20 protein-coding genes and 1 tRNA gene are annotated in these 25,518 nt (G+C 64.3%); 8 read left to right on the forward strand and 13 right to left on the reverse strand.

All coding sequences use genetic code 11. From position 1 onward, the window contains the following. The coding region (locus JC607_RS21735; RefSeq protein WP_233093074.1) for a hypothetical protein at positions 1-379 on the forward strand (379 nt) is incomplete at its 5' end. 92 nt (positions 380-471) lie between these two features. On the opposite strand, the gene JC607_RS21740 is transcribed toward JC607_RS21735, so the two are convergent. From JC607_RS21740 to JC607_RS21750, 3 genes are all read right to left on the reverse strand, one after another. Beyond that, a complete protein-coding gene (locus tag JC607_RS21740; protein WP_198838873.1) occupies positions 472-1,026 on the reverse strand; it encodes a hypothetical protein in 555 nt (184 codons plus the stop codon). Between the two features lie 109 nt (positions 1,027-1,135). Continuing rightward, positions 1,136-3,064 (reverse strand): acyl-CoA synthetase, encoded by a 1,929-nt coding sequence (locus tag JC607_RS21745; protein ID WP_198838874.1) that lies wholly within the window; start codon positions 3,062-3,064, stop codon positions 1,136-1,138. A 146-nt stretch (positions 3,065-3,210) separates the two neighbouring features. Next, entirely contained in the window at positions 3,211-5,025 is a 1,815-nt protein-coding gene (locus JC607_RS21750; RefSeq protein WP_198838875.1) for an ABC transporter transmembrane domain-containing protein, read from the reverse strand. 358 nt (positions 5,026-5,383) lie between these two features. On the opposite strand from JC607_RS21750, the gene JC607_RS21755 reads away from it, so the two are divergent. The 6 genes from JC607_RS21755 (at position 5,384) to JC607_RS21780 (ending at position 10,311) form a co-directional block, all read left to right on the forward strand. Next, positions 5,384-6,262, forward strand: a complete 879-nt coding sequence (locus JC607_RS21755) for an alpha/beta fold hydrolase (RefSeq protein ID WP_198838876.1) — start codon at positions 5,384-5,386, stop codon at positions 6,260-6,262. Next, complete coding sequence (locus JC607_RS21760) at positions 6,259-7,218, forward strand: threonine/serine dehydratase (protein WP_198838877.1); 960 nt, start codon at positions 6,259-6,261, stop codon at positions 7,216-7,218. The genes JC607_RS21755 and JC607_RS21760 overlap by 4 nt, the downstream gene beginning before the upstream one ends. A gap of 64 nt (positions 7,219-7,282) precedes the next feature. After that, positions 7,283-8,068 (forward strand): 3-oxoadipate enol-lactonase, encoded by a 786-nt coding sequence (gene pcaD / locus JC607_RS21765; RefSeq protein WP_198838878.1) that lies wholly within the window; start codon positions 7,283-7,285, stop codon positions 8,066-8,068. Beyond that, a complete protein-coding gene (locus JC607_RS21770) occupies positions 8,061-8,756 on the forward strand; it encodes an alpha/beta fold hydrolase (RefSeq protein WP_198838879.1) in 696 nt (231 codons plus the stop codon). Before pcaD ends, JC607_RS21770 begins: the two co-directional genes overlap by 8 nt. A 132-nt stretch (positions 8,757-8,888) precedes the next feature. Further along, positions 8,889-10,124 carry a mandelate racemase/muconate lactonizing enzyme family protein gene (locus JC607_RS21775; protein ID WP_198838880.1) on the forward strand — a complete coding sequence of 412 codons (1,236 nt, stop codon included), beginning with the start codon at positions 8,889-8,891 and terminating at the stop codon, positions 10,122-10,124. Positions 10,125-10,236: 112 nt separating this feature from the next. Beyond that, positions 10,237-10,311: transfer RNA gene (locus JC607_RS21780), tRNA-Gly, on the forward strand. Between the two features lie 201 nt (positions 10,312-10,512). Here JC607_RS21780 and JC607_RS21785 read toward each other — a convergent pair. The 3 genes from JC607_RS21785 to JC607_RS21795 all read right to left on the reverse strand — a co-directional run bounded on the left by JC607_RS21785 (position 10,513) and on the right by JC607_RS21795 (position 13,133). Further along, a complete protein-coding gene (locus tag JC607_RS21785; RefSeq protein ID WP_092901793.1) occupies positions 10,513-11,166 on the reverse strand; it encodes a methionine ABC transporter permease in 654 nt (217 codons plus the stop codon). A 19-nt stretch (positions 11,167-11,185) separates the two neighbouring features. Beyond that, a complete protein-coding gene (locus JC607_RS21790) occupies positions 11,186-12,247 on the reverse strand; it encodes a methionine ABC transporter ATP-binding protein (protein WP_198838881.1) in 1,062 nt (353 codons plus the stop codon). 76 nt (positions 12,248-12,323) lie between these two features. Further along, complete coding sequence (locus JC607_RS21795) at positions 12,324-13,133, reverse strand: MetQ/NlpA family ABC transporter substrate-binding protein (protein WP_198838882.1); 810 nt, start codon at positions 13,131-13,133, stop codon at positions 12,324-12,326. 277 nt (positions 13,134-13,410) lie between these two features. On the opposite strand from JC607_RS21795, the gene JC607_RS21800 reads away from it, so the two are divergent. Beyond that, positions 13,411-13,764, forward strand: coding sequence for a DMT family protein (locus JC607_RS21800; RefSeq protein ID WP_198838883.1), 354 nt, complete (start codon positions 13,411-13,413; stop codon positions 13,762-13,764). Between the two features lie 104 nt (positions 13,765-13,868). Here JC607_RS21800 and JC607_RS21805 read toward each other — a convergent pair whose 3' ends face one another. The 7 genes from JC607_RS21805 to lpxC form a co-directional block, all read right to left on the reverse strand. Continuing rightward, entirely contained in the window at positions 13,869-16,889 is a 3,021-nt protein-coding gene (locus tag JC607_RS21805) for a ribonuclease E/G (protein WP_198838884.1), read from the reverse strand. A 570-nt stretch (positions 16,890-17,459) separates the two neighbouring features. Continuing rightward, positions 17,460-18,788: a sigma-54 dependent transcriptional regulator gene (locus JC607_RS21810; RefSeq protein ID WP_092901798.1), complete on the reverse strand. Its 1,329-nt coding sequence runs from the start codon at positions 18,786-18,788 to the stop codon at positions 17,460-17,462. 7 nt (positions 18,789-18,795) lie between these two features. Next, positions 18,796-20,571 carry an ATP-binding protein gene (locus tag JC607_RS21815; RefSeq protein ID WP_198838885.1) on the reverse strand — a complete coding sequence of 592 codons (1,776 nt, stop codon included), beginning with the start codon at positions 20,569-20,571 and terminating at the stop codon, positions 18,796-18,798. A 46-nt stretch (positions 20,572-20,617) separates the two neighbouring features. Beyond that, on the reverse strand, positions 20,618-21,286 hold the full coding sequence (gene purQ / locus JC607_RS21820) for a phosphoribosylformylglycinamidine synthase subunit PurQ (protein WP_198838886.1): 669 nt from the start codon (positions 21,284-21,286) through the stop codon (positions 20,618-20,620). A gap of 340 nt (positions 21,287-21,626) precedes the next feature. Beyond that, entirely contained in the window at positions 21,627-23,270 is a 1,644-nt protein-coding gene (gene recN / locus JC607_RS21825; RefSeq protein ID WP_198838887.1) for a DNA repair protein RecN, read from the reverse strand. Between the two features lie 65 nt (positions 23,271-23,335). Further along, positions 23,336-24,196, reverse strand: coding sequence for an outer membrane protein assembly factor BamD (locus tag JC607_RS21830; RefSeq protein ID WP_198838888.1), 861 nt, complete (start codon positions 24,194-24,196; stop codon positions 23,336-23,338). A gap of 246 nt (positions 24,197-24,442) precedes the next feature. Then, positions 24,443-25,387, reverse strand: coding sequence for a UDP-3-O-acyl-N-acetylglucosamine deacetylase (gene lpxC / locus JC607_RS21835; RefSeq protein WP_198838889.1), 945 nt, complete (start codon positions 25,385-25,387; stop codon positions 24,443-24,445). Positions 25,388-25,518 lie beyond the last annotated feature (131 nt).

A 25,518-nucleotide genomic window follows, 5' to 3' on the forward strand; every position in this document is an offset into this window, starting at 1 on the left:
AACAGACTGGATTCGTGAGGTGAATCCTACGCTGCATTTGCGCAACAAAGCCCCGCCGTCCACGAAACCGGCAGCAGCTCAGGGCGCCGATGTCTGCGGGAATTTGGTGATGAATAATCCGCAGGTATTTATGGCATTCATCAGCGAAGCAGATGCTGAGAATGCCGAGGCCGGAACCTTATCACAGCAGATGCCGGAAGCGCTGCTCAGGACCGGGCACAGTGCAGGTGATGCCGCGCTAATTCGGGATATCGTCGTTGACCACGCCCATGGCTACCGTCTGGCAAATGCGGCACAGAAAGACCAGTCCGTGTTAAGCGATCTGCGTGAAGGCTATGCCGCCGCAAGCCAATTGTTGATGGACAGGCTGATGGCATGACCGGGAAGTCCGCACAGCGCAAACAGCGATCCCGCCCCTGTCGGACCGGGATCGCTGATGGCGTCGCAAAGGTCTGCTCCCCCATCGCGGCATTACTGGAACGGGTTCGACGGTGCCGGAGGCGCGCTCTTGCCGGTGATTGCATCACCGCATTCCAAAAGCGACGTGATCGAGGCTTTCGACCCCGAAAGCGAGTAATTCTGCACCTCTTTGCCGTCTTTCGAGCGCAGGAACAGCTTGTTGCCCCCGGCGATCTCCATCACGAAACTTACCGCCGCATCGCTGTCGGGCAGGTTGAAGCTTACCGAATTCTGCTTGAGGCTGGCGGCGGTCAGATCCCAGCCCTCGCGCTTGTCGATCTGGACCCGCAGATCCGCGACCTGGCCTTCGGTGCCGAAATCCCAGGAGGTGGAAAAGAACTGCAGCTGGATCATCGCATCCTGAAAAATCCAGATCGCAAAGCTTTCCTTGTCGTCGCCGACAACGGCACGACAGCCGACCTCTCCATCATCCCAGCCATGGATATCGACCTTCCAGTGCTTGTGCTGGAACAGGATCTCGCTGGAATAGGCCAGCGCCGGCACAACCTGAGCCAGCGCAAGCAAAGCAGAAAGCGCGATACCGGAAACACCCCTGGCCAGTTTCATTCTGTGATGTCCTTCAACTGTCGTTCAACTGCCGTTCACAGGGGCGAGAGTGCTGCGAAAGCCGGGAATCATCAAATGAAAACTCCTGTCATAAAGCCGGGATGCCCCGTCATTCGGCCCATTCCCAGGGGCTGGTAAAGCCGCCGAGCACCGCATCGGCCTGCGCCTCAGTCACGCCATCCAATTTATCGACCCGGGCGACGAGGCCGCGTTTCTTGTCCTCGATCACAGACGTGACCCGCACCGCGAGCCCCGCCTTATCGAGGGCTGCGTTGAAACAGCGGATGATCGCCAGCCTTCGCAGATCGGGCTTAAAGACCTTGCCGACAGCGGTTTTCGGCAATTCCGGCAGGATCTCGATATATTTCGGCACTGCCGCGCGCTCGGAGATATGGCTTTCGGCATAAGTCATCAGCTCGGGCACCGTCACCGTCGCGCCCTTGACCAGTTCGACATAGGCGGCGGGCAGTTCCCCCGCATGCAGATCGGGCTGGCCGATGGCGCCGACAATGGCGACTGCCGGATGGCCACTCAGCGCCTCTTCGATCACTGCCGGGTCGATATTATGGCCGCCGCGAATGATCAGATCCTTGGCGCGGCCGGTGATGAAGAGGTAGCCGTCGCCGTCGATCCGGCCCAGATCGCCGGTGCGCAGGAACCGGCCTTCGGCGAAGAGATCCCTGTTCTTGTCGTCCTCGGTATAGGTCGAGCCCTCATAGACCCCGGGCGAGCCGACGCAGATCTCGCCGACCTCGTCGGTGCCGGCCTCGGTAAAGCCGCCCTCTCCGTCGCGGTTCAGGATCCGAACATGGCTATAGGGAAAGATCAGCCCGACCGAGCCGTTTTTCTTTACCCCCGCCGGTGGATTCACCGCCACCAGACAGGTACATTCGGTCAGCCCGTAGCCCTCGACAATCTCGACACCGGTTTCCTTCTTGAACCGGTTATACAGCTCTATCGGCAAAGGGGCCGACCCCGAGAACCCGGCGCGCAGGCTTGAGATATCGGCATTGACCGGGCGCTGCATCAGCGCGGCCAGGGCGGTCGGCACGGTGATCAGATAGGTGCAGCGGTAGCGCTCGATCAGCTTCCAGAGATTGTCAAAAACCCCCTCGCCCCGGTAGCCGGCCGGCGTGGGGAAAACGACCTGCGCGCCCGAGGAGATCATCGACATCAGGATCGGATAGACGGCGAAAACATGGAACAAAGGCAGCGGGCACATAACCACATCGGTCTCGCGGAACAAAAGCGTGCCGCCGATCCAGCCATTATAGATCATCCCCGAGACTTTGTGCTGCGCGACCTTGGGCATCCCCGTGGTGCCTCCGGTGTGGAAATAGGCGGCAACGCGGTCGGCGGGATCATCCTGGAAGGTCAGCCGGTCGCCGGGCTGACGCGCCAGCGCGGTGTGGAAACACTGCACATCCGCCGTATGCGCGACAGGGTTTTTCGGCCGGACCAGCGGCACGATGAATTTCTTCACCCCGGTCAGATAGGTCAGGAGATCAATTTCCAGCACATGTTTCACATTGGGCGCATGGCGCACGGCCTCGGCCACTTTTTGCGCGATATCTGTCTTGGGAAAGGCGCGCAGCGTCACCACCACCTTCGCCTTCGTCTCGCGCAGGATCGAGGAAATCTGCGACGGCTCCAGCAGCGGGTTGATCGGATTGGCGATCCCCGCAACCATGCCGCCCAAAAGCGTCACCGCCGTCTCGAGTGTATTCGGGAGCACATAGGCCACGACATCGGTCGGGCCGACCCCGAGCGCGCGAAAGAGATTCGCCGCCCGCGTCACCTGGTCATGCAGCCCGGCCCAGGTCAGGGTCGCATTTGCTGCCCCCGGATCCGAGAGCAGCTGGTAGCTGATCGCAGGACGCGCGCCATGGGCCGCTTTCACCCGGCTCAGCGCCTCATAGATGGTGCGGGGAACATCGCGATCCGCCCAGGGCATCTCGGCTTCAAGCGCCCTGAAATCGTCTTTCGTGGCGTAGACCTTCTGCCCTGCAGCTGCAGCGCCTGTCGCGGTTCCTGCCATGCCGTTCTCCCCTTCAGCGCCCCGTCTCCCGCGCGGCTCATCCCCGGAATGTGGCAACCGGGGCGAGGCTTGCCAACCTTTTTCGCCGCTTTTCAACGCAAGGTCAAAGCAACAGCCGGGTCAGGCATGGCGGAATACCTGACCTGTCAGGCTGCCAGCCCATCGGTGAATTGCAGTTTTGCCAGCCGCGCATAAAGCCCGCCTTCGCGCACCAGCGCGTCATGCGTGCCCTCGGCCACGATCCGGCCGCCCTCGAAGACAAGGATACGGTCAGCGCTTTTGACAGTGGCAAGACGATGCGCCACAACCAGCGTGCTGCGCCCTTCCGACAGGCGGCTGAACGCGGTCTGGACCGCATGTTCCGATTCCGAATCCAGCGCGGAAGTCGCCTCATCCAGCAGCAGGACCGGCGCATCGCGCAGGATCGCCCGCGCGATGGAAATGCGCTGGCGCTGGCCGCCCGAGAGCATCACGCCGCGCTCGCCCAGCCGGCTGTCATAGCCGCCGGGAAGCCCCATGATGAAGTCATGCGCCTGCGCGGTACGGGCCGCAGCCTCGACCTCGGCATCGGTCGCATCGGGCCGGCCAAAGCGGATATTGTCGCGCGCCGTCATCGCGAAAATCACCGGATCCTGCGGCACCAGCGCGATTTCGCGGCGGAAATCCTCGCGCGACAGGCTGTCCAGCGCGATCCCGTCCAGCGTGATCCGCCCGGATTGCGGGTCATAGAACCGTTCGATCAGTTGCAAAACGGTGGATTTCCCGGCCCCCGAAGGGCCGACCAGCGCCACGGTCTCGCCCGGGTTCACGGTGAAGGACACCCCGTCCAGCGCCAGCTGTCCCGGGCGGGTCGGATAAGAGAAGCCAATATTTTCAAAGGCAATCGCGCCTTTCACCGGGCGCGGCAGCGCCGCGGGCGTCGCAGGATCGCGGATCTCATCTTCGGTGTTCAAAAGCTCGACCAGCCGCTCGGTCGCGCCGGCGGCGCGCTGCAATTCGCCCCAGATTTCCGACAGCGAGCCGACCGAACCTGCCACCAGCACCGCATAGATCACGAACTGGATCAGCTCTCCGACACTCATCGTGCCGCCACGCACATCGCGCGCGCCGATCCAGAGCACGCCGACAATCCCCGCGAAGACAAGGAAGATCACGATCACCGTCATCACCGCCCGGGTGCCGATCCGGGTCTTTGCCGAAATGAAGCTCTCTTCGGTCACCCGGGCAAATCTGGCGCGGGTCGCCTCTTCATGGGTAAAGGCCTGGACGGTCTGAATGGCGCCAAGCGCCTCAGACGCCATGCCCGAACTTTCCGCGATCCAGTCCTGGTTCTCGCGCGACAGCCGCCGCAGACGGCGCCCCATCACCACGATCGGCACCACCACGGCGGGCACGATCAGCAAGACCAGCCCGGTAAGCTTGGCCGAAGTCAGCAGCAGCATCGCCATGCCGCCGATCAGCATCAGGAGATTGCGCAGCGCGACCGAAACCGAAGAGCCGATCACCGACAGGATCAGCGTGGTATCGGTGGTGATGCGCGAAACCACCTCGCCCGTCATGGTCTTCTCGAAAAACGATGGCGAAAGGCGGGTCACCCGGGCGAACACCGCCTTGCGGATATCGGCGACGACCCGCTCTCCCAGCCGGGTCACGACATAGTAGCGCAGCCCCGTCCCCAGAGCGAGCAGCGCCGCAATCAGCAGAAAGGCCGAGAAATAGGTGTCCAGAAGCTCGAGGTGATTGCCAAAGCCATCAACCACCCGGCGCACCGCCAATGGCAGCACAAGCGTGACCCCCGCCGTCAGCACCAGCGCAAACAGCGCCAGCAGCAGCATAAGACGGTAAGGCCGCAGGAAAGGTCGCAAGCCCCCAAGCGCCGAAACCTTGCGCGACGCACGCTCCTCACCATTGGCGGCTGAGCTGGTGGCAGCCGCACGGGCATTTGCTGGCTTACGGGCCATGGGGGCTCCTGTGGCTGGTCGGGCGGTGTCAGGCCGGTGACCCCGGATCCCCGGGGTGGGCGCAAACCGCCCCGGCTGGGGTTTAGGCAGGGAGTGCGATGAGAAAATGGCGACAGGTGTAGCAACGGTCTGGGGGGATTTACGGCTGAACCCCCCGCGCGGCAAGCGGCGTGATGCCGCGCCTGCGCTTTTTGCGCGGCCCCGGGGCCGTGAAAGCCCGGCATTCCAGGACAAACCCGGGCCGCCCCCCCTTCCCCCTGCGTCCCGCAGCGGGCAATCTCGTCCGGGGCCCTCCGGCCTCCGCCGCCCTATATCCCTGCCCCATCCGCAGCCAATGCAGACCCAGGAAGGAGATGCCATGCCAGACCAGGACAGGCTCAGTGCCGAAGATCCAACGGGCGAGACCCTGTTCTTCACCTGCCCTGACGGCGCCCGGCTGGCTTATTGCCTTGACGGGGCGGAGGATGGCCTGCCGGTCCTGTGCCTCGCGGGCCTGACCCGCACGAAAGAGGATTTCATCCCCGCGCTGCCGGCCCTGGCAGCCTGCCGCGTGATCCGGATGGATTACCGCGGCCGCGGCGAGAGCGATTTCACCGGCGCCGCAACCTATACAATTGCGCAGGAGGGCGCCGATGCGCTGGCGCTGCTGGATCATCTGGGGATCGCGCGCGCGGCGCTTCTCGGCACCTCGCGCGGCGGGCTGATCGGCATGGTGCTGGCCCAGCTGGTACGGGACCGGCTGATCGGGCTTTGCCTCAATGATATCGGCCCCGAAATCGCGCCCGCCGGGCTGTCGGCCATCGCGGCCCGCATCGGCCGTGCCCCCCAGGCCCGCAGCCTGGCCGAAGTGGCGCTGCAAATGGCCGCCAACAGCCCGGGCTTTACCGGGCTCAGCGCAACGGACTGGCTCGCCTACGCGGCGCGGCTGTTTCGCGAAGTGCCCGGAGGGCTGGCCCTGCGCTACGACCCGGCGCTGCGCGACGCGTTTCTCGCGGGCTATGACCCGACCCAGCCGCTCCCCGATCTCTGGCCGCAATGGGAGGCAAGCCGGGGCCTGCCGGTCGCGCTGATCCGGGGCGTGAATTCCGACCTTCTTTCGCCCGCGACAGTTGCGCGGATGCTGCGGATCCGGCCCGATCTCGCTGTCACCGAAATCCCCGGGCGCGGCCATGTGCCCTTTCTCGATGAGCCAGAGGCGCTTGCCGCATTGACCGCCTGGACCGGAGCCCTTGCATGAACATCACCATGATCGAAGCCGCCGCCACGCGTCTGCGGGGCCATGTGCTGCGCACGCCGCTGCTGAATGCGCCGCTCCTGGACCGGATCGCCGGCCGCCAGGTGTTTGTGAAAGCGGAATCGCTCCAGGTCACCGGCAGTTTCAAGGCGCGCGGCGGCTGGGCGGCGGTCTCGGCCTTGCCGCCAGGGACGCCGGGCGTGATCGCGATGTCCTCGGGCAATCACGCCCAGGGCGTGGCGCGCGCGGCCTCGGGCCACGGGATCGCGAGCGTGATCTTGATGCCCGAGGATGCGCCGCAGGTGAAGATCGCGAATACCCGCGCCTGGGGGGGCGAGGTCGTGCTTTATAACCGCGCGGCCGAGGATCGCGATGCCATCGCCACCCGGATCGCGACAGAACGCGGCTACGCCCTGATCCCGCCTTATGACCATGCCGAGGTGATCGCAGGTCAGGGTACGGTCGGGCTCGAGATCGCGGAACAGGCGCAGGAGGCCGGCCTGGCCCGTGCCGATGTGCTGGTGCCCTGCGGCGGCGGCGGGCTGTCCTCCGGGGTTGCGCTGGCTTTGCAGGCACGCGCGCCCGGACTGCGCCTGCGCACCGCCGAGCCCGAGGGCTTTGACGATATGGCGCGCTCGCTTGCCGCCGGCGAACGGCTGCGCAACCCTGCCCTGACCGGATCGGTCTGCGATGCGATCCTGACGCCCATACCCGGAAAAATGACCTTCCCGCTCCTCTCCGCCCTGGCCGGCCCGGGGCTTGTGGTCAGTGATTCCGAGGCGCTGGAGGCCGTGACGCTCGCCTTCCGCCATCTGCGTCTGGTGCTGGAACCCGGCGGCGCAGTGGCGCTTGCGGCGGCCCTCTTCCGCCCCGATCTGCCTGATCAGGTGATCTGTATCGCCTCGGGTGGCAATGTGTCAGAAGATCTGTTCCGCGATTGCCTCACAAAGGCCTCGTGACACATTCCAACATTTTGCACCCCTGACCGCCGGGCTTCCGGCAAATAAATTACAGATATCGAACATGCCCCTCATCTACCTGCCCGATCTGCGTCTCAATGCCAGCCTCACCGGCCCCGAGGACGGCCCGCCTCTGGTGCTGCTCCACGCGCTTGGCCTCAGCCATGAGATCTGGCAACCGCTGATCGACCGCCTGCCCCGGCACCGCATTCTCAGTTTCGATCTGCGCGGCCATGGCGCCAGCGACTGCCCGCCCGCGCCCTATAAGATGGGTGCGCTGATCCAGGACGCTGAACGGCTGATCGGGCATTTCGGCCTGAAAGACTGTGTGGTGATCGGCCTCTCAATCGGGGGCCTGATCGCCCAGGGCCTGGCGGTGAAACGGCTCGATCTCGTGCGGGGCCTTGTGCTGTCGAACACCGCCGCCCGCATCGGCATCGCCTCGCAATGGCAGGACCGGATTGCATTGGTGCGCCGCGACGGGCTCGCCGCCCTGCATGACGCCACGATGGAGCGCTGGCTGGGCCGCAACTGGCGCGAAAGCCCGGCGCTTGCCGGTCTCAGCGCCCGCTTCCTCGCCACATCCCCTGAGGGCTGGGCCGGCTGCGCCAGCGCCATTGCCGGCACCGATTTCTACGAGACCACCGCGACGCTGCGGCTCCCGACCCTGGTGATCGCCGGCAGCCATGACGGCGCCACCCCCGTCGATCTGATGCGCGAAACCGCCGATCTGATCCCCGGCCACCAGTTCCGGCTGATCCGCGGCGCCGGCCATATTCCCCTGGCCGAAAAGCCCGACGACTATGCCGACGCGATCCGCGATTTCCTGACCCGGATCGGGCATGGCTGACTTTCTGCTGGTCCACGGCGCGGGCTTTGGCGCCTGGTGCTGGCCCTGGCTGACCGAAGCTCTGGCCGGCTACGGCCACAGCGCCCGCGCAATCGACCTGCCGCGCGGCCCCGGGATCAGCCTCAGCGACCAGGCGCGGGCGATCTGCGACAGCCTCACCGGCCCCACGCTCCTCGTCGGCCATTCCGCCGGCGGCTTTCCGATCACCGCCGCTGCCGAAACCGATCCGGCCAAAATCCAGGCCCTCATCTGGCTCTGCGCCTATATCCCCGCGAACGGCAGTTCCGTCGCCTCACGGCGCCGCAGCCAGAGCGAACAACCGCTGCGCCCCGCCCTCAGAATAGACCGCGCCACCGGCAGCTACAGCTTCGCCCCGGAAAGCCTGACGCCGCTTTTCTTCCACGACTGCCCGCCAGAGGCCCAGGCTCTTGCCGCCCGCCATATGGCGCACGAATCCATTGCACCGCAGGAAACCCCGATCCGTCTCACCCCACGCTCACGGAACCTGCCGCGCTTTGCCATCACCTGCGAAAACGACCGCGCCATCCCAGCCGCCTTCCAGCACACCATGGCCGGCGCTGTCCCGCCCGATCACCGTTTCTCCCTCGCCTGCGGTCATGCCCCCTTCTTCGCCAGACCGAAAGAGACCGCCGCCCTCCTGCACCGGATCACCGCCCTCATCCCCTGATCCCGACGCCCCCTCGTCGCAAACCACCCTGGCCCCTGAAGAAATCCCTGCTACCTTCCTCCTGATCCAAATACTCCACGGGGGTCCGGGGGTGTGAAACCCCCGGCGCTCCCCAACCAGGAGACGCCCGTCATGATCCTGCAAGACCTCGAGATTTTCGTCGTCGCCCCGCCCGCGCCCGGCTGGGGGGGCCGCTACTGGATCTTCCCGAAACTCACCACGCGCTGCGGCATCACCGGATATGGCGAATGCTACGCCTCGAGCGTCGGCCCCAAAGCGATGCAGGCCGTCATCGAAGACGTCTTCACCCGCCATATGCAGGGTGAAAACCCCGAAAACATCGAACTCATGTATCGAAGGGCCTATTCCTCCGGCTTCACGCAGCGCCCCGACCTCACCGTCATGGGCGCCTTTTCCGGGCTTGAGATCGCCTGCTGGGACATCATCGGCAAGGCGCGCAACCGCCCGGTCTGGGCGCTGAATGGCGGGCGGATGAATGACCGCCTGCGCTCCTACACCTATATCTATCCCGCGCCAGGCCAGGACCCGACCGAATTCTGGGCCAGCCCCGACCAGCAGGCCGAGGCCGCGCTCCGCTATGTCGACCAGGGCTTCACAGCGCTGAAATTCGACCCCGCCGGCCCCTATACGATCCGGGGCGGGCACCAACCAGCTCTGTCCGACATCTCGCGCTCGGTCGCTTTTTGCAAAACCATCCGCGAAGCTGTCGGCGACCGCGCCGATCTTCTGTTCGGAACCCATGGCCAGTTCACCACCGAAGGCGCCATCCGGCTTGGCCGCGAGCTCGAGCCCTGGAACCCGCTCTGGTATGAGGAACCGATCCCGCCCGACAATCTGCTGGAATTCGCCGAGGTCGCGAAACAGGTCCGCATTCCGCTTGCCACCGGCGAGCGGCTGACCACCAAGACCGAATTCGCTACCCTGCTGCGCGCCGGCGGTGTCCGGATCCTGCAACCGGCGCTTGGCCGGCTTGGCGGCATATCCGAGGGTCGCAAAGTCGCGGCCATTGCCGAGGTCTATAATGCCGAAATCGCGCCGCATCTCTATGCCGGGCCGGTGGAATGGGCCGCGAATATCCATCTCGGCGTCACCATTCCCAATCTTTTGCTGGTCGAGACCATCGAGACCGGCGGCGCCTTCCATCAGCGCCTGATCAAAAACACCATCCGCTGGGAAGACGGCTATATCCTGCCCCCCGAAGGCCCCGGCCTCGGCATTGATTTCGACGAGGATCTTGCCCGCGCCCATCCCTATAGCGGCGAGAAACTGCATCTCCAGATGCAGGAGGCGCCCTGCTCCTACCAGGCCGAGAACCGGTTCGAAGGCGGCGCCCCCTCCGAGGTTTAACCTGCCTTCGCAACGGCTTAGCCACTGTTTTTGCGCAAGGTCACAGATTTTTACATTTCCCCTCTTGCGCCCTGGCGCAGGCGGGGTTAGATCACCGCCATCCGGACCGGTTGCGGGCGTAGCTCAGGGGTAGAGCATAACCTTGCCAAGGTTAGGGTCGGGCGTTCGAATCGCCTCGCCCGCTCCAGTCCAGGATCATCCCTTAAGATGTGATGTGAGAAAGCGGCCACAGGCCGCTGTTTTCATTTGTATATCCTCACCATTTCAATCTGCCGCACCGGTCATCTGCAGTCATCTGCAAGCGCCGTTGCTGATGCGCTGTGCAAAGCGCATCAGCCTGTATGCTCTCACTCAGCGGTGGTCGATGCGCCGTGCCAGCGCATCCCTCCTAACGGTGGTCGATGCGCCGTGCCAGCGCATCTCCGGCCCATTGCATGATCGACACCATCACAATCAGGATGATCACGACTGCGACCATAATCACCGTCTCGAACCGCTGATAACCATAGCGGATCGCGATATCGCCAAGCCCGCCGGCCCCGACCGCCCCCGCCATCGCAGAGGCGCCGATCAGCGTCACCATGGTCACGGTAAAGCCCGAAACAATGCCAGGCAGCGCCTCGGGGATCAGCACATCGCGCAGGATCGTCATCCGCGTTGCGCCCATCGCGCGGGCCGCGTCGATCAAAGCGCGGTCGACCTCGCGCAGGGACACTTCGGCGACCCGGGCGAAATAGGGCGCCGCCGCCAGCGTCAGCGGCACAATCGCCGCACCGATCCCAATGGCCGTGCCCACGATCAGCCGCGTCAGCGGGATCGCTGCCACCAGAAGGATGATGAACGGCACCGAACGGAGCGCATTGACCAGCCAGCCAAGACTCCGGTTGATCAGCAGGTTCTGAAAGATACCGCCCTTGTCGGTCGTCACGAGGATCAGTGCCAGCGGCAGGCCAATCACGAAAGACAGCGCGCCGGAAACGCCGGTCATCACCACCGTCTCCCACATCCCCTTGACCAGCAGGTCGAACATCGGCCGCGTCATCGCCCAGCCCAGCAGCGTCTCAAACAGTTGCGGGGACATAGCCGAGCACCTCGATTGCGGTCGTTTCCGGTTTCAGCTTTGCCACCACCGCAGCCAGCTTGTCCTGATCATTGGTCCCAAGTGCCAGAAATAGCCTGCCATAAGGCTCGCCCTGAACATCATTCAACCCGCCATGCAGCAGCCGCGCGGGCTGTCCCGTGATAGCCTCGACCCCGGCCAGAAGCGGGCGGCGGGCATCCGGCCCGTAGACATCAACGCGGATCAGCGCCTGATCCCCCTCGGGCGCGATCTGCGCCACCAGATCCGCCGGCAGGACCGGCGAGAGGCCCCGGAGCAGGCTGCGTGTCGTTTCGGTCTGCGGGCTGGCGAGCACCCTGGCCACCGGGCCTTCCTCGACGATCCGTCCCGCATCCAGCACGAGGACGCGATGGGCGATCTGGCGCACCACCTCCATCTCATGGGTGATCATCAGGATCGTCAGGCCGAGCTGGCGGTTCACATCTTTCAAAAGCGTCAGGATCTGTTGCGTGGTCTCGGGGTCGAGCGCCGAGGTCGCCTCATCCGACAAAAGCAAAAGCGGCTCGGGCGCCAGCGCCCGCGCGATGCCGATCCGCTGTTTCTGCCCGCCCGAAAGCTGCGCCGGATAGACATTCGCCTTATCGGCAAGCCCGACCAGATCCAGCAGTTCCATAACGCGCTTGATCCGTGCGGGACGTGCCAGGCCTGCGATCTTCAGGGGCAGCGCTACATTCTCGGCCACGGTCTTCGCGGATAACAAATTGAAATGCTGGAAAATCATCCCGATGCGGCGGCGCACCGGGTTCAGCGCCTGTTCCGACAGCGTCGAGATATCGGTGCCATCGATCACAACGCGCCCCGCCTGCGGCCGGTCAAGCCCGTTCAGGCAGCGGATCAGCGTCGACTTCCCCGCGCCAGAGCGTCCGATCAGCCCGACGATCTCGCCCCGTGCCAGCGTCAGCGATATATCGTCCAGCGCCGGCCGGTCATTGAACCGCCTGACCACATGATCCAGCTGCACCGCCGGCACATCCGCGCCCGCCACTTTCCCCGCCTGCCCCATCGGCACCGCTCCTTCAATCAGTCAGGGCGCCCGAAGCTGATCCGGGCGCCCTGATCGGTGTCACTTAACCCAATTCTTACCAGGCGGGAACTGCCGCGCCTTTGTAAGCATCGGCATAAGCCGCCTTGACCGCATCGGACTGGAAGGCTTCACGCAGTTTCGCAACCCATTCCGCATCTTTGTCAGCGGTGCGGATCGCGATGAAGTTGGTATAGGGGTTGTTCACACCCGATTCCTCGGCGATCCGGTTGTCGAGCAGGTCAGCCTTGGCCGCCCAGTCAGTATTGACCACCGCCGCGTCAAGGTCATCAATCGCGCGCCCGACCACACCGGCATCCAGCTCGCGCAGGTCGAGGTTTTTCGGGTTCTCGGTCACATCGATCACAGTGGCCAGAATACCGGCCTCCGGGTTGACCTTGATCAGGCCCAGCTGCTCCAGCACCTTGAGCGCGCGGCCGCCATTCGACGGGTCATTCGGCACGCCGATCACAGCGCCATCCGGCAGCTCTGCCAGCGAAGCATGTTTCTTCGAATAGACCCCGATCGGGAAGATTGCGGTGTCGACCTCCGGGATGATCTCATAGCCATGCGCGGCGATCTGCGCTTCGAGATAGGGCAGATGCTGGAAGGCATTGGCGTCGATCTCATTGCGGGCCAGCGCCTCATTCGGCTGGGTATAATCGTTGAAGATCACCGTCGAGATATCGAGGCCCAGCGGCTTCGCCTGTTCCGCGACCACGGCCCAGACCGCTTCATCCTCGCCCCCCATGATCCCGACCTTCAGCGCGGCATTCTCCGCGAAAGCCGCCAGAGAAAGCGCGGGGGACATAAGGGCGGCAGCGGCAAGCGTCAGGGCCGCACGGCGGGACAGGGAAAAGAACGACATGGGGTCAGCCTTCAGAAAATGAAACACGGCGCGAAAAGCCCGCCGCGAGCTGAACGGAATATCATTCCTGCCGCAAAAAGGTGCAACCCCTGCGAAGAGAACATTGTTTTGATCTAAGCCGCATTGGCAAGACAGAGTTGTCGCTTTCCCGCTTGCCGCAGGAGTTTGCGCCGGCCCGCGATTTTGCCCGCCGAAGGCCCGCGCGAATCCCCCTTCCGATGCCTCGGGCCGCGCAATAGGGTCAGCCGGAACCTCCTCCGCATCTCCGGTGTCAGACATGCTCAATCTTCCCGTTCCCCTGGTGACGGTCCTTTTGCTGATCGCCTCGAATATCTTCATGACCTACGCCTGGTATGGCCATCTGAAAGACGGCGCCTCTCTGCCGATGTTCAAGGTCGTGCTGATCTCCTGGGGCGTCGCCTTCTTTGAATACTGCCTGATGGTTCCGGCGAACCGCATTGGCTACACCTATTTCAACGCGGCACAGCTCAAGACCATCCAGGAGGTGATCACCCTCGCGGTTTTTGCGGCGTTTTCGGTGCTCTATCTCAAGGAATCCCTTGGCTGGAACCATCTGATCGGCTTCAGCCTGATCGCTCTTGGCGCGTTCTTCATCTTCCAGAAATGGTGAAGCCCCCCCGCAGATAAAGACTGCATGGCAAAGGCCGGGCGGCAAAGACCGGGCGGCAAAGAAAAAGGGAGCCTCGCGGCCCCCTTTTTTAATCTCTGCGCGGATCAGCGGCCCTGCGACCACCAGCCTTTTTTGCGCGGGCGGTCATCATCGCCTTCCGCGTCATCGGCCAGACCGGCATCAGTGACCGGGGCCTCACCCGCATCCGCCACACCGGCAATGCCAGGATCTGCCGCCATCCTCGCCGGAACCAGTGCCGGAGAGGCCTCAGCCGGGCCACCTACGGGCGCCTCGGGCGCGGCTTCCGCCGGTGCGGCCTCAACCGCTGCAACCTCAGCCCCCGCAACCTCAACACCTGCGACTTCGGCCTCATCGGCTTTCTTCGACCGCGACCGGCTGCCTGCGGCTTTCGGCTTCGCCGCTGCACGGCTGCGCGCGGGCTTCTTCCCGGATGCCGGCTCAGCAGCACCGGCTTCAGCAGCACCGGCCTCCAAAGCGACGGCCTCAGGAGCGGGTTCCCCCCCGACAACCGCTGCGCTGGCTTTTGCCCGGCTGCGGCGCTTCGGTGCCGGGGCGGCGGCAGGAGCCTCCGCCTCAGAGGCCACAGCTTCGCCAGCCACGACCGGATCAGTCACAGCGGTTTCAGCCACAACCACCACAGTCTCTGCCGCATCGGCCGCCGCTGCAGCAGCCTTTGCCGCCGCGGATTTCGACCGCGACCGCGTCGCCCGCTTCGGTTTCGCCGGCGCTGCGGCTTCTGGCGCCACAGCATCGCTCACGTCACCGGCTGCGGTCTCCGCATCGGTGCCGTCAGCGTCATCCTCATCCGAGCCTTCTTCATCCGACTCGTCGCCCGCATCAGAGCTGCCCTCGGCGCCCTGACCATCACGGCCACCCCGACGACGGCGACGACGACGGCGCTTCTTCTTGCCGCCCCCTTCTCCGCCTTCCGCCACAGGCTCGGCCCGGACTGGCGCCGCAACCGCAGCTGCCTCTTCCGCGACCTCTTCTTCCTCGTCCAGGATCTCGTCGACCAGATCCTCGTCTTCCTCCTCGACCAGATCGCCCATCAGCCCGGCATGGCCGGAGATGACCTGGCTCGGCTCGGGCAGGCTGCGGGTCGCGGTCTTGAACTTCTCCAGCTCGAAATCGGGCGAGACGAGGGCCGGGTCGGCCTCCATCCGCACTGCCATACCGTAGCGGGATTCGATCAGCCCGATATGTTCGCGCTTATGGTTGAAGAGATAGTTGACGATGCCAATCGGCGCCTTCAGCAGCACCTCTTTCGAGCGCTTGCGCGTGCCCTCTTCTTCCAGTGCGCGCAGGATCGTAAGGGCCATGCTGTCATCCGAACGGATCAGCCCGGTGCCATGGCAATGCGAGCAGGGCTGCGTGGTCGATTCCAGCATGCCCGGACGCAGCCGCTGGCGCGACATTTCCATCAGGCCAAAGCCCGAGATCCGGCCAACCTGGATCCGCGCACGGTCGGTTTTCAGCCGGTCTTTCAGCCGCTTCTCGACTGAGGCGTTGTTGCGCCGCTCTTCCATGTCGATGAAGTCGATCACGATCAGCCCGGCCAGATCGCGCAGACGCAGCTGGCGGGCGACCTCGTCACAGGCCTCAAGGTTGGTCTTGAGCGCGGTATCCTCGATGGATCCCTCTTTCGTCGCCCGGCCCGAGTTTACATCGATGGCGACCAGCGCCTCGGTGATGCCGATGACGATATAGCCGCCGGATTTCAGCTGCACGACCGGGTTGAACATGCCGCCGAGATAGCTCTCGACCTGGAAACGCGCGAAGAGCGGCATCGGCTCGTTATAGAGCTTCACCTGTTTCGCATGCGCCGGCATGATCATCCGCATGAAGTCTTTGGCGGAACGGTAGCCCGCCTCGCCCTCGACCAGCACTTCGTCGATCTCGCGGCTGTAGAGGTCGCGAATGGTGCGTTTGATCAGATCACCTTCCTCATAGATCGCGGCAGGCGCGACCGAGCGCAAAGTCAGGTCGCGGATCTGTTCCCAGAGCCGCATCAGATATTCATAGTCGCGCCGGATCTCCGGCTTGGTGCGCTTGGCCCCGGCGGTGCGGATGATGAGGCCCGCGCCTTCCGGCACCTCCAGCTCGCCCGCGATTTCCTTCAGCTTCTTACGGTCGGCCGCCTGGGTGATCTTGCGCGAGATGCCACCGCCCCGCGCGGTGTTCGGCATCAGCACGCAGTAACGGCCGGCAAGCGAGAGATAGGTGGTCAGCGCCGCGCCCTTGTTGCCGCGCTCTTCCTTGACGACCTGAACCAGCATGATCTGCCGGACCTTGACCACTTCCTGGATCTTGTATTTGCGCAGGCGCGACCGGCGCGGGGCGGCGATCTCTTCCGAGACATCCTCTTCCGCGATGGTCTCGATCTCATCGGCGCTGGCAGCGGCGTGATGGTCATGATCGCCATGATCATGCTCGCTGTGATCATGATCTTCATGATCATCCCCAGGCGCGTCATCGCCACGGGCCTCGTCGCCCGCATCGTCTTCGCCCGCATCGTCTTCGCCCGCCTCAGCTTCACCGGCATCACCGTTACCGGCAGCCTGTTCGACCGCAGCCTCTTCGGACGGCGCGACAGCATCGGCCCCGGTCGAGACCAGGCCCTCAGCAACCGCAAGAGCGGAAGCGCCCTCCTCGCCCTCACCGGCCGAGAGATCGATCACATCCATCTCGCTGTGCGAGGCCACAGCCTCACCTGCCAACGGCGCCGAAACGCTGGGATCGGCGGGCGCGCGCTCGGCCCGGGGCGCCGGCTTGCGACGGCGGGCACGACGGTTGTCCTCTTCCTCTTCCTCACGCGCCATAGCGCGTTCTTCGGCGAGGAGCGCCTGGCGGTCCGCAACCGGGATCTGGTAGTAATCCGGATGGATCTCGGCAAAAGCGAGGAAGCCGTGGCGGTTTCCACCATAATCCACAAAGGCCGCCTGGAGCGAAGGCTCCACCCGCGTCACCTTGGCGAGGTAGATATTCCCCGCGAGCTGGCGCTTGTTTATTGTTTCAAAGTCAAATTCTTCAACTTTGTTTCCGTCCACCACAACAACCCGGGTCTCCTCGGGATGGGTGGCGTCGATAAGCATCTTCTTAGCCATGTTTTTCCATTGCGCCCCGGTGGCATAAAGACCCCCGGCGGCCCTGAGACAGGGCCGGAGAGCAGATCATACGGTTCGGGGCGGCTTGTCTGAGCGCGGACGGCGGGCGCGAACGGGCTCAGCCGGCCAATCAGGCCGGTATCGCCAATCGTTACACTGCTCACGCGCCTCATCGCGGTTACGTCCTGGGGGTTCAGGCCCCCACCTTACTGGCCAGACAGGCACTTCATGGGGAAGCGCTGGTCCATCTGGCAATGTGCACAGCCTTACGGCCGATCCGGCTCCCGGTCATGGGGCGGCGCGGAACGCCGCGCCATGCCCCGCAAAGGGGAGAGAATTTCTTTGACCGTTACAAAACGGCCATAGCGGGCAACTTACGATCAAAGCTGACTGAAGGGCAATGAAAATCTCTCGCCCGGCATATGACACCTGCCCAAAGAGAGGGGGCGCTGCCCCCGTCGCCCGTACCGGGCGCCTCCCCCGGAGTATTTAAATCAAGAGGAAGCCCCATTTCCTCTTGATCCAAATACTCCCGCCGGAGGCATCCGCAGCCGGCAAAGCGCGCGGCGTTCAGGTATAATCCGAACGCTGCAGGTTATATTTCGCCATTTTCTCATTCAGCGTGCGGCGCGGCAGGCAAAGCTCTTCCATCACCGCCACGATCGAGCCCTTATGGCGGCGCATCGTATTGTCGATCAGCATGCGCTCAAACGCTTCGACATATTCCTTCAGCGGCTTGCCTTCAGTGGTCATCGCCGGGCCCGAAGCTTCGTTATCGGCCATCAGCAGGGATGCAATCGAGCCGGAGCCGCGACGGTTCTGCAAGACCGCACGTTCGGCGATATTCACCAGCTGGCGCACATTGCCCGGCCAGGGGGCCTGCAACAGCTGCGCCGCCTCCTGCGCGGTGACCTGGGGCGCATCACAGCCATATTCTTCGGAAAACTGCTCGGAGAGCCGGGTGAAGAGCTGAAGGATATCCTCGCCGCGCGCCCGCAAAGGCGGCAGAACGATGGTCATCGCGCCCAGCCGGTAGAAGAGATCGGGGCGCAAAGCCTGTTCCAGAGTCAGATCCTGCGCCTGCTGGTTGCGGATCGCGATGATCCGGGTTTCGGGCGGCAGGCCCTGATCGTTGATGAAGGTCAGAAGCCGCGCCTGCAGGCCCTGGCTCAGCGCTTCGATATCTTCCAGCAGGAGCGTGCCGCCCCGCGCCTCTTCGACCAGCGGGATCGCGCCATCCTCGCCCGGGCCAAAGAGTTTGGCGGAAAGCTGATCCTCGGACCAGGCCGCGCAGGAGATCGTCACGAATTTTTTCGAGGCGCGCGGCCCCACCGCATGCAGCGCATGGGCGACAAGGGTTTTGCCGGTGCCGGTCTCGCCATCGATCAGGACATGGCTGTCGGCCTGGCCGAGATCGAGGATATCCTCGCGCAACCGCTCCATCGCCGGCGAGGTGCCGACCAGCTTTTGCATGATCGTGGTGCCATCGGCCAGCTCGCGGCGCAGCGCCCGGCTGTCCAGTGTCATCCGCCGCGCATGGGTCGCCTTTTTCGCCAGTTCCGTCATCCGGTCCGGGTTGAACGGCTTTTCCAGGAAATCGAAGGCGCCGACCCGCATCGCCTCCACCGCCATCGGCACATCGCCGTGCCCGGTGATCATGATCACCGGCAGGCCGGAATCGAGGCTCATCAGTTTCTTCAGAAACGCCATCCCATCCATGCCGGGCATCTTGATATCCGACACCACGACGCCGGAAAAATCCGCGCCGATGGATTTCAGCGCATCTTCCGCCGAAGGATAGGTCTCGGTGTCAAAGCCCGAGAGCGCCAGCCACTGGCTGATCGATGCGCGCATATCCGCCTCGTCATCCACGATCGCCACTTTCATCGCGCGTGCCATATAGACCTCATTCTGCTGCTTGTCTTGCGTCGCCAAGGATCGGGAGCTGCATCTCGAAGACAGCGCCTCCCTGCGCCCCATCCTGCGCTTCGCCATTATGGGCGGTCAGCCGGCCGCCCAGATCGGTCACAATCCCGGATGAGATCGCGAGGCCGAGCCCCACGCCTTCGCCGGGTTTCTTCGTCGTGTAGAAAGGCTCGAACAGATTATCGAGATCGATGATCCCCGGCCCGTTGTCGCGCACCGTCAGTGTCGCCGTCTCGCCGGCGGCGAGCAGCAATTCGATCTGCGGATTGGGAACCTCGCGCAGCGCGTCGAGCGCGTTGCGGAGGAGATTGATGATCACCTGTTCCAGCCGGATCCGGTCTGCCATCACCATGACGGGCTGGCGCGGCATGCCGCGCACGATTTTGACGACGCGGCTTTTCAGCTGCGGCTCCATCATCGCCAGCGCCGAGGAGACACAGGCGCGCAGATCCACCGGCTCGAAGGCCTCGCCGCCTTTGCGGGCATAGGATTTAAGCTGGCGGGTGATCGATCCCATCCGGTCGATCAGATCATCGATCCGCTGGAAAGACGACAGCGCCTCTTCCGGCCGCTTGCGCTGCAACAACAGCCGCGCGCCGGCGAGATAGGTCTTCATCGCCGCCAGAGGCTGGTTCAGCTCATGGCTGACCGCCGCCGACATCTCGCCCAGAACCGCCAGTTTCGACGATTGCTCCAGCGTCTGCTCGGCAACCTGAAGGTTCGCCTCGACCTTTTCGCGCTCGGCGATCTCGCGTTGCAGCCGCACATTCAGCGCCCGCAGTTCCGCCGATTCGCGGGCCAGCGACCAGGAGCGCGACCAGGCCCGCCGCGTCAGGAAGTAGAACGCAATCGACATCAGGATCGCGAACCCCATGATCTCAAGCGCGAGGATACCATTCACCCTTTCGCGGACCTGGGTGTAATCGGTGAAAGTCACGATGCGCCAGCCGCGGAACGGAATACGCGCCTCGGTCTTCATCACCGGATCGCCCTGCATCCAGGCGTCGGTGCGCGGCCTTGCCCAGTCGGTCGAGGCCTGGATCGCGCGTTCAAACGCGCTTACGGGTTCGCCACGGGCCATGGCCTCATTCAGCGGGCGGCCACGCCAGGAGGGCACTGTGGTCAGAATGACGGTGCCTTCGGAATTCGTGACCACCACCGCGTCATTCAGCCCCGACCAGGCGCGCTCATATTTCAGCAGATCGACCGAGACGACGATGACGCCGAGGATCTTGCCATCCGAGCGGATCGCCCGGCTGTAGCTGAAATCATAGCCGCCCGATTCCCGCGGGCTTGAGGTGAAGATCGTCTCATTGGTGCGTTGCGCATCAACGAAATAGCCTTCCTGGCGGAAGTTCGACCCCAGGATATTGCGGTTGGTCGCGCCCACCACGCGGCCATCGATATCGAGAAGCCGGATCGCCGCCACGCCGATTTCCGCCTGGAGCGCGATCAGTTTGGCCGAGGTGCGCGAGAAGTTCCCGTCTTTCAGTGCCGCGATCAGATCGGGGTCGCGCGCCAGCAGCAAAGGCACCACCGAGGTGCGCTGCAGTTCCGAGACAAGGTTGCCGGAATAAAGCGCAAGCCGCACATCCGAGCGGTTGCGGTTGGTTTCGGTAAACCGCTCGGTCAGCCAGCGATTCGAGACCAGCACCACGCCAATGGCCGCTACAACCAGCGCCAGGATGACAAGCTTTACCCGCCAGGGAAGACCCTGTGGCTTGTCATTCGGCTGTGTGCTCTCGCTGCGAAACATTGCGCTAAAATAGGCGCCGCGCCGGGTTGCCTCAAGGCGATGGGGGTCAGGCCAGCGCCAACCCGCCCATGAGCGAGGCGAAAAGCGCCGCGCCGTCTTTCGACCCGTGCAGCGGCTCGAAAGCGCGTTCAGGATGCGGCATCATGCCCAGCACGCGGCGGTTCTCTGACAGGACACCGGCGATATCGCCCATCGAGCCATTCGGATTGTCGCCATAGGTAAAGGCGATACGGTCCTCGGCCTTCAGCGCCGCCAGCGTCGCGTCATCCACGGTGTAATTGCCGTCGTGATGCGCGATCGGGACGCGGATTTCGTCGTCTTTCCGGTAATTTGCGGTAAAGGCCGATTGGGTGGTCGCGACCTTCAGCGTGATGGTGCGGCAGATATATTGCAGGCCCTTGTTGCGCATCAGCACACCGGGCAAAAGCCGCATCTCGGTCAGGATCTGGAAACCGTTGCAGATGCCGATGGCGTAACCGCCGCGCTCGGTATGGGTTTTGACCGCCGCCGAGATCGGCGACTGGGCCGCGATGGCGCCGCAGCGCAGGTAATCGCCGTATGAGAACCCACCCGGGACGCCGACAATATCGGTGCCCGCCGGAAGGTCACTGTCCTTGTGCCAGACGCGGGTGACATCGAAGCCGGCCTTTTCAAAAGCAACGGCAAGGTCACGGTCGCAATTCGAGCCGGGAAAGGTGATGACGGCGGCTTTCATGGGCGCACTCCGATGGGCACAGGGTTGGCGGCGGTGCCCTTCCTTACTGCGAGCCCGCCCCTTACTGCAAGCCCGCGCCTCACTGCAGACCTGTGGCCGGCTCCGGCCTCGGGGCCTGGCTCAGCCTTTGCGGCGCAACCGGCGCTCGAAGGCCTCCTGCGAGGGAAAGATCACCGGCAGACGCCAGGCGGTCAGAATGGATTTGAGGGCAGTCATGTTCTGGCTCCGACGGATAAGGGCCTCCCGGGCGCAAGATAGCAGCGCGGCCCTGCGGCGAGAACCCTCAGCCCGGCAAAGCCGTTGGTTGCGGGCTGCATGTCTGACGTTGCGTCAGGGGAGATCAGGCGCTGATCAGGCTGCGCGCGGCCTCGCGGGCGGCGTCGGAAATGGTATCACCCGAGATCATGCGGGCGATTTCCTCGACGCGCTCGATGTCGGAGAGCGCCACCACGGTTGAGAGGGTGACGTTGTTTTCGACCCGCTTTTCCACCCGCCAGTGATGTGCGCCAAGGGCCGCGACCTGGGGCGAATGGGTGACGACCAGCACCTGGGCCTCATCGGCAAGCGCGCGCAGGCGCCGGCCGACCGCATCGGCGGTGGCGCCGCCGACACCGCGGTCGATCTCGTCAAAGATCAGCGTAAGGCCGGTCGCGCCGCCGGTGAGGCAGACTTTCAGCGCGAGGAGAAAGCGCGACAGCTCGCCCCCGGAGGCGATTTTGTTCAGGGGGCCCGGCGGCGCGCCCGGGTTGGTTGCCACGGTGAAGGTGACCTGATCCTGGCCATCGGGGCCAGGATCAGCGCCGGTGATCACGCTGCGAAACACCGCGCGCTCCATCTTCAAGGGCGCGAGCTCGGCGGCCATCGCGGCATCGAGCCGCTCGGCCGCCCGCTGCCGCAGGCCCGTGACGCGGGCAGCCTCGGCCTGATAATCGGCATCGGCTTTGGCCAGAGCCGCAGCGAGGCGGCCCAGCCCGGCCTCGCCCGCATCAAGCGCCGCGAGGCGGGCGGAGAGATCGGCGCTGTGACGCGCGAGATCATCCGCCGGGATGCCATATTTGCGCGAGGCCGCGCGGATCGCGAAGAGCCGCTCTTCGGCAGATTCGAGCGCCGCCGGGTCGAAATCCAGCGCATGCAGCGCGGCCTCTACCCCGGATTGTGCCTCGGAAAGCTCGATCATCGCGCGGGACAGCGCGGCCAGCGCCTCGTCAAGACGGCCCGCCGCCTTGTCTGCCGCCGCCTCGAGCCAGCGGGTGGCGTCGCGCATCCGGCCCTCGGCGCCCTCTTCCGACAAGGCCCCAAGCGCCTTGGCGACATCTTCGCGGATGCGGCCCGCAGCCTGCATCAGCCGCCGCTTCGCATCCAGTGCCGCTTCTTCGCCCGGTTCGGGCGCGAGCTTTTCCAGCTCGGCCACGGCATGGCGCAGAAAATCCTCTTCGGTCTTGGCCCGGGCAATCTGCGCCTCAGCCGCCACGATCGCCTCGCGCGCGCTGCGGCGCGCCGTCCAGAGCCCGCGCAGGGTTGCGAGATCAAGGCTGCCAAAGAGATCGAGCAAGGCCCGGTGTCCGCGCGGGTTCAGGAGCCCGCGATCGTCATGCTGGCCGTGCAGTTCAACGAGCGTTTCCGACAGCCCCCGCAGCACCTCGGCCGAGACGCGGCGGTCATTGGCCCAGGCCTGGCGGCGACCATCGGCATGGGCCAGACGACGCAGAATAAGCTCGCCCTCGGTTTCCACGCCGGCCTCTTCGAGGATCGCATGGGCCGGATGCCCGGCGGGCAGATCGAAAATGGCCGTGACCTCGCCGCGGTCGGCGCCCTGCCGCACCAGATCGGCGCGGCCCTTCCAGCCCAGCACCATGCCAAGCGCATCAAGCAGAATCGACTTGCCCGCCCCGGTCTCGCCGGTCAGCACATTGAGCCCCGCGCCGAGATCCAGCGTGAGGCGGTCAATGATCAGAATGTCGCGAATGTCGAGCGAGATCAGCATGACAGGATCAGCATTTGAGGACTGGCCTTGATCGGCGGGGACGCATCACGCCCCCTGCCCGACCGTTACAGCCATTCGCCACGGACCATCTGACGATAGGCCTTCGACAGCCAGCTGTCGCCCTTGACCTCGGGCGAGAGGCCTTTGCCTTTCAGCAGATCATAGCCGTCCTGGTAGAAGGGCGAGGACTGGTAGTTATAGCCGAGTATCGCACCGGCGGTCTGCGCCTCGGCTTCGAAGCCAAGCGCCAGATAGCATTCGATCAGACGATAGAGCGCCTCGGCGGTATGGGTCGTGGTCTGGTAATCCTGCACCACGGTGCGGAAGCGGTTCAGCGCGGCGGTGTAGTGACGGCGCTTGAGATAATAGCGCCCGATCTCCATTTCCTTCGCCGCGAGATGGTCGAAGGCGAGATCGAATTTCATGATCGCCGAAGTGCTGTATTCGCTGTCCGGATAGCGTTCGATCACATCGCGCAGGGATACCAGCGCCTGATAAGTCAGGCCCTGGTCGCGGCCGACATCCTCGATCTGATCATAATAGCTGAGCGCCATCAGATAGGCCGCATAGGGCGCATCTTCATCATCGGGGTAGAAATCGAGGAAGCGCTGCGCCGCGGCGCGGGCCTCTTCGTATTTCTTCGTCTTGTGATTGACGAAAGCCTGCATGATCAGGGCGCGGCGGGCGAATTCCGAATAGGGATAGAGCCGTTCGACTTCCTGGAAATACATCAGGGAATCACCGGCGCGGCGGGCTGTTTCCAGCTCCAGCTCGCCCTTGCGGTAGATTTCCTCGGCATTGAGGGCCTCGAGCGACTCGGTCTTTGAGGCTTTGCCGCCACCGCAGGCCGAAAGCGACACCGTGAGCAGCAAGACTGCCCCGATCTTCAGCGCCGGAATGCCTGATCCCGGTCCCTTGCCTGCCATCTTCCGCTTATCCAAACCTGACTTCCTTGCCCGGATCCGCCACGTCGCGACCGGGATAACCCCCTGCCCCAGACCGATGGACCCGGTTTACCCGAGGCTCATCCTGGCGATTTGCCTGTGTCCTAGCACAGAAAAATCGGTTGCGCAAAATGCCTTTCTTATCCGCCATAAAGCCGCCTGCCTGCGAGGTGGGAGAGCCGGCTGAGCCAGTTTGCAAGGCCGGTCCGGTCACTCCATCGCCCGCAATCAGGCCGCGCGGCGGCGCGAGGACGGCAGATCGCCGCGATGAACGCCGATTCCAGGCAGTTTCCCGCCGATGCCGCTGCTGCATTCCTCGATCCGGAAATTGGCCGGGTCTGAGAACAGCGCGCGCAGGAGGCGATTGGTCAGCGCGTGACCTGCACGAATGCCGGTGTAGCGCCCGAGAATCGGACCGCCGGCAAGCGACAGATCGCCCACAGCATCGAGCATCTTATGGCGCACCGGCTCGTCCTCATGGCGCAGACCGCCGGGCGAAACCACACGGTCACCGTCAAACACAACGGCATTGTCCAGCGTGCCGCCAAGCGCGAGACCACGCTCGCGCATCGCATCGACATCGGCCTGACGGCAGAAGGTGCGGCTGTCGGACAATTCGCGCACGAAAGCACCGTTCGACATGCGCAGATGCCGTTCCTGGGTGCCGATGGCGGCCTCGGCAAATTCGATGCGGAAATCGATTTCCAGCATATCGGCGGGCTCGAGACGGGCAATCGCCTCGCCTTCGCGCACTTCAACCGGTTTCAACACACGGATGGCGCGGATTTCCGAGGCCTGTTCGCGGATGCCGGCTGCCAGAAAACCCTGCACGAAAGGTTCGGCCGAGCCGTCAAGGATCGGCACTTCGCCGCCGTCGATCTCGATCAGCGCGTTATGGATCGCGCAGCCGGCAAGGGCCGCGGTCAGATGTTCGATGGTCGAGACCGAAACTCCATCGGCATTCTCGACAAAGGTGCAAAGCCGCGATGGCGTCACCGCCGACCAGATCGCCGGGATATCGGCGCGCAGCCCGCTGGTTCCGGCCAGAATATCGGTGCGGCGGAACCAGATGCCGTGATCGGCCGGAGCCGGGCGCACCGTCATGCGCGCAGACTGCCCGGTGTGGAGACCCACGCCGCTGAAGCTGACTGCCGTGTTCAGTGTGTTTTGCACCCTGGTGCCTCTTTCTCTCGCCGTCTGGTCCTGCATCAGGACAATCAGAACGGGTCCGCCGCATTCCGGGCCCTGGGAGAAACCCCACGCCTTCGTTAAGATTAGTTAGTAAATGGTGAGGGGGATCACAA

The sequence above is a fragment of the Paracoccus sp. IB05 genome, from assembly GCF_016405985.1.
Lineage (GTDB): Bacteria > Pseudomonadota > Alphaproteobacteria > Rhodobacterales > Rhodobacteraceae > Pseudogemmobacter.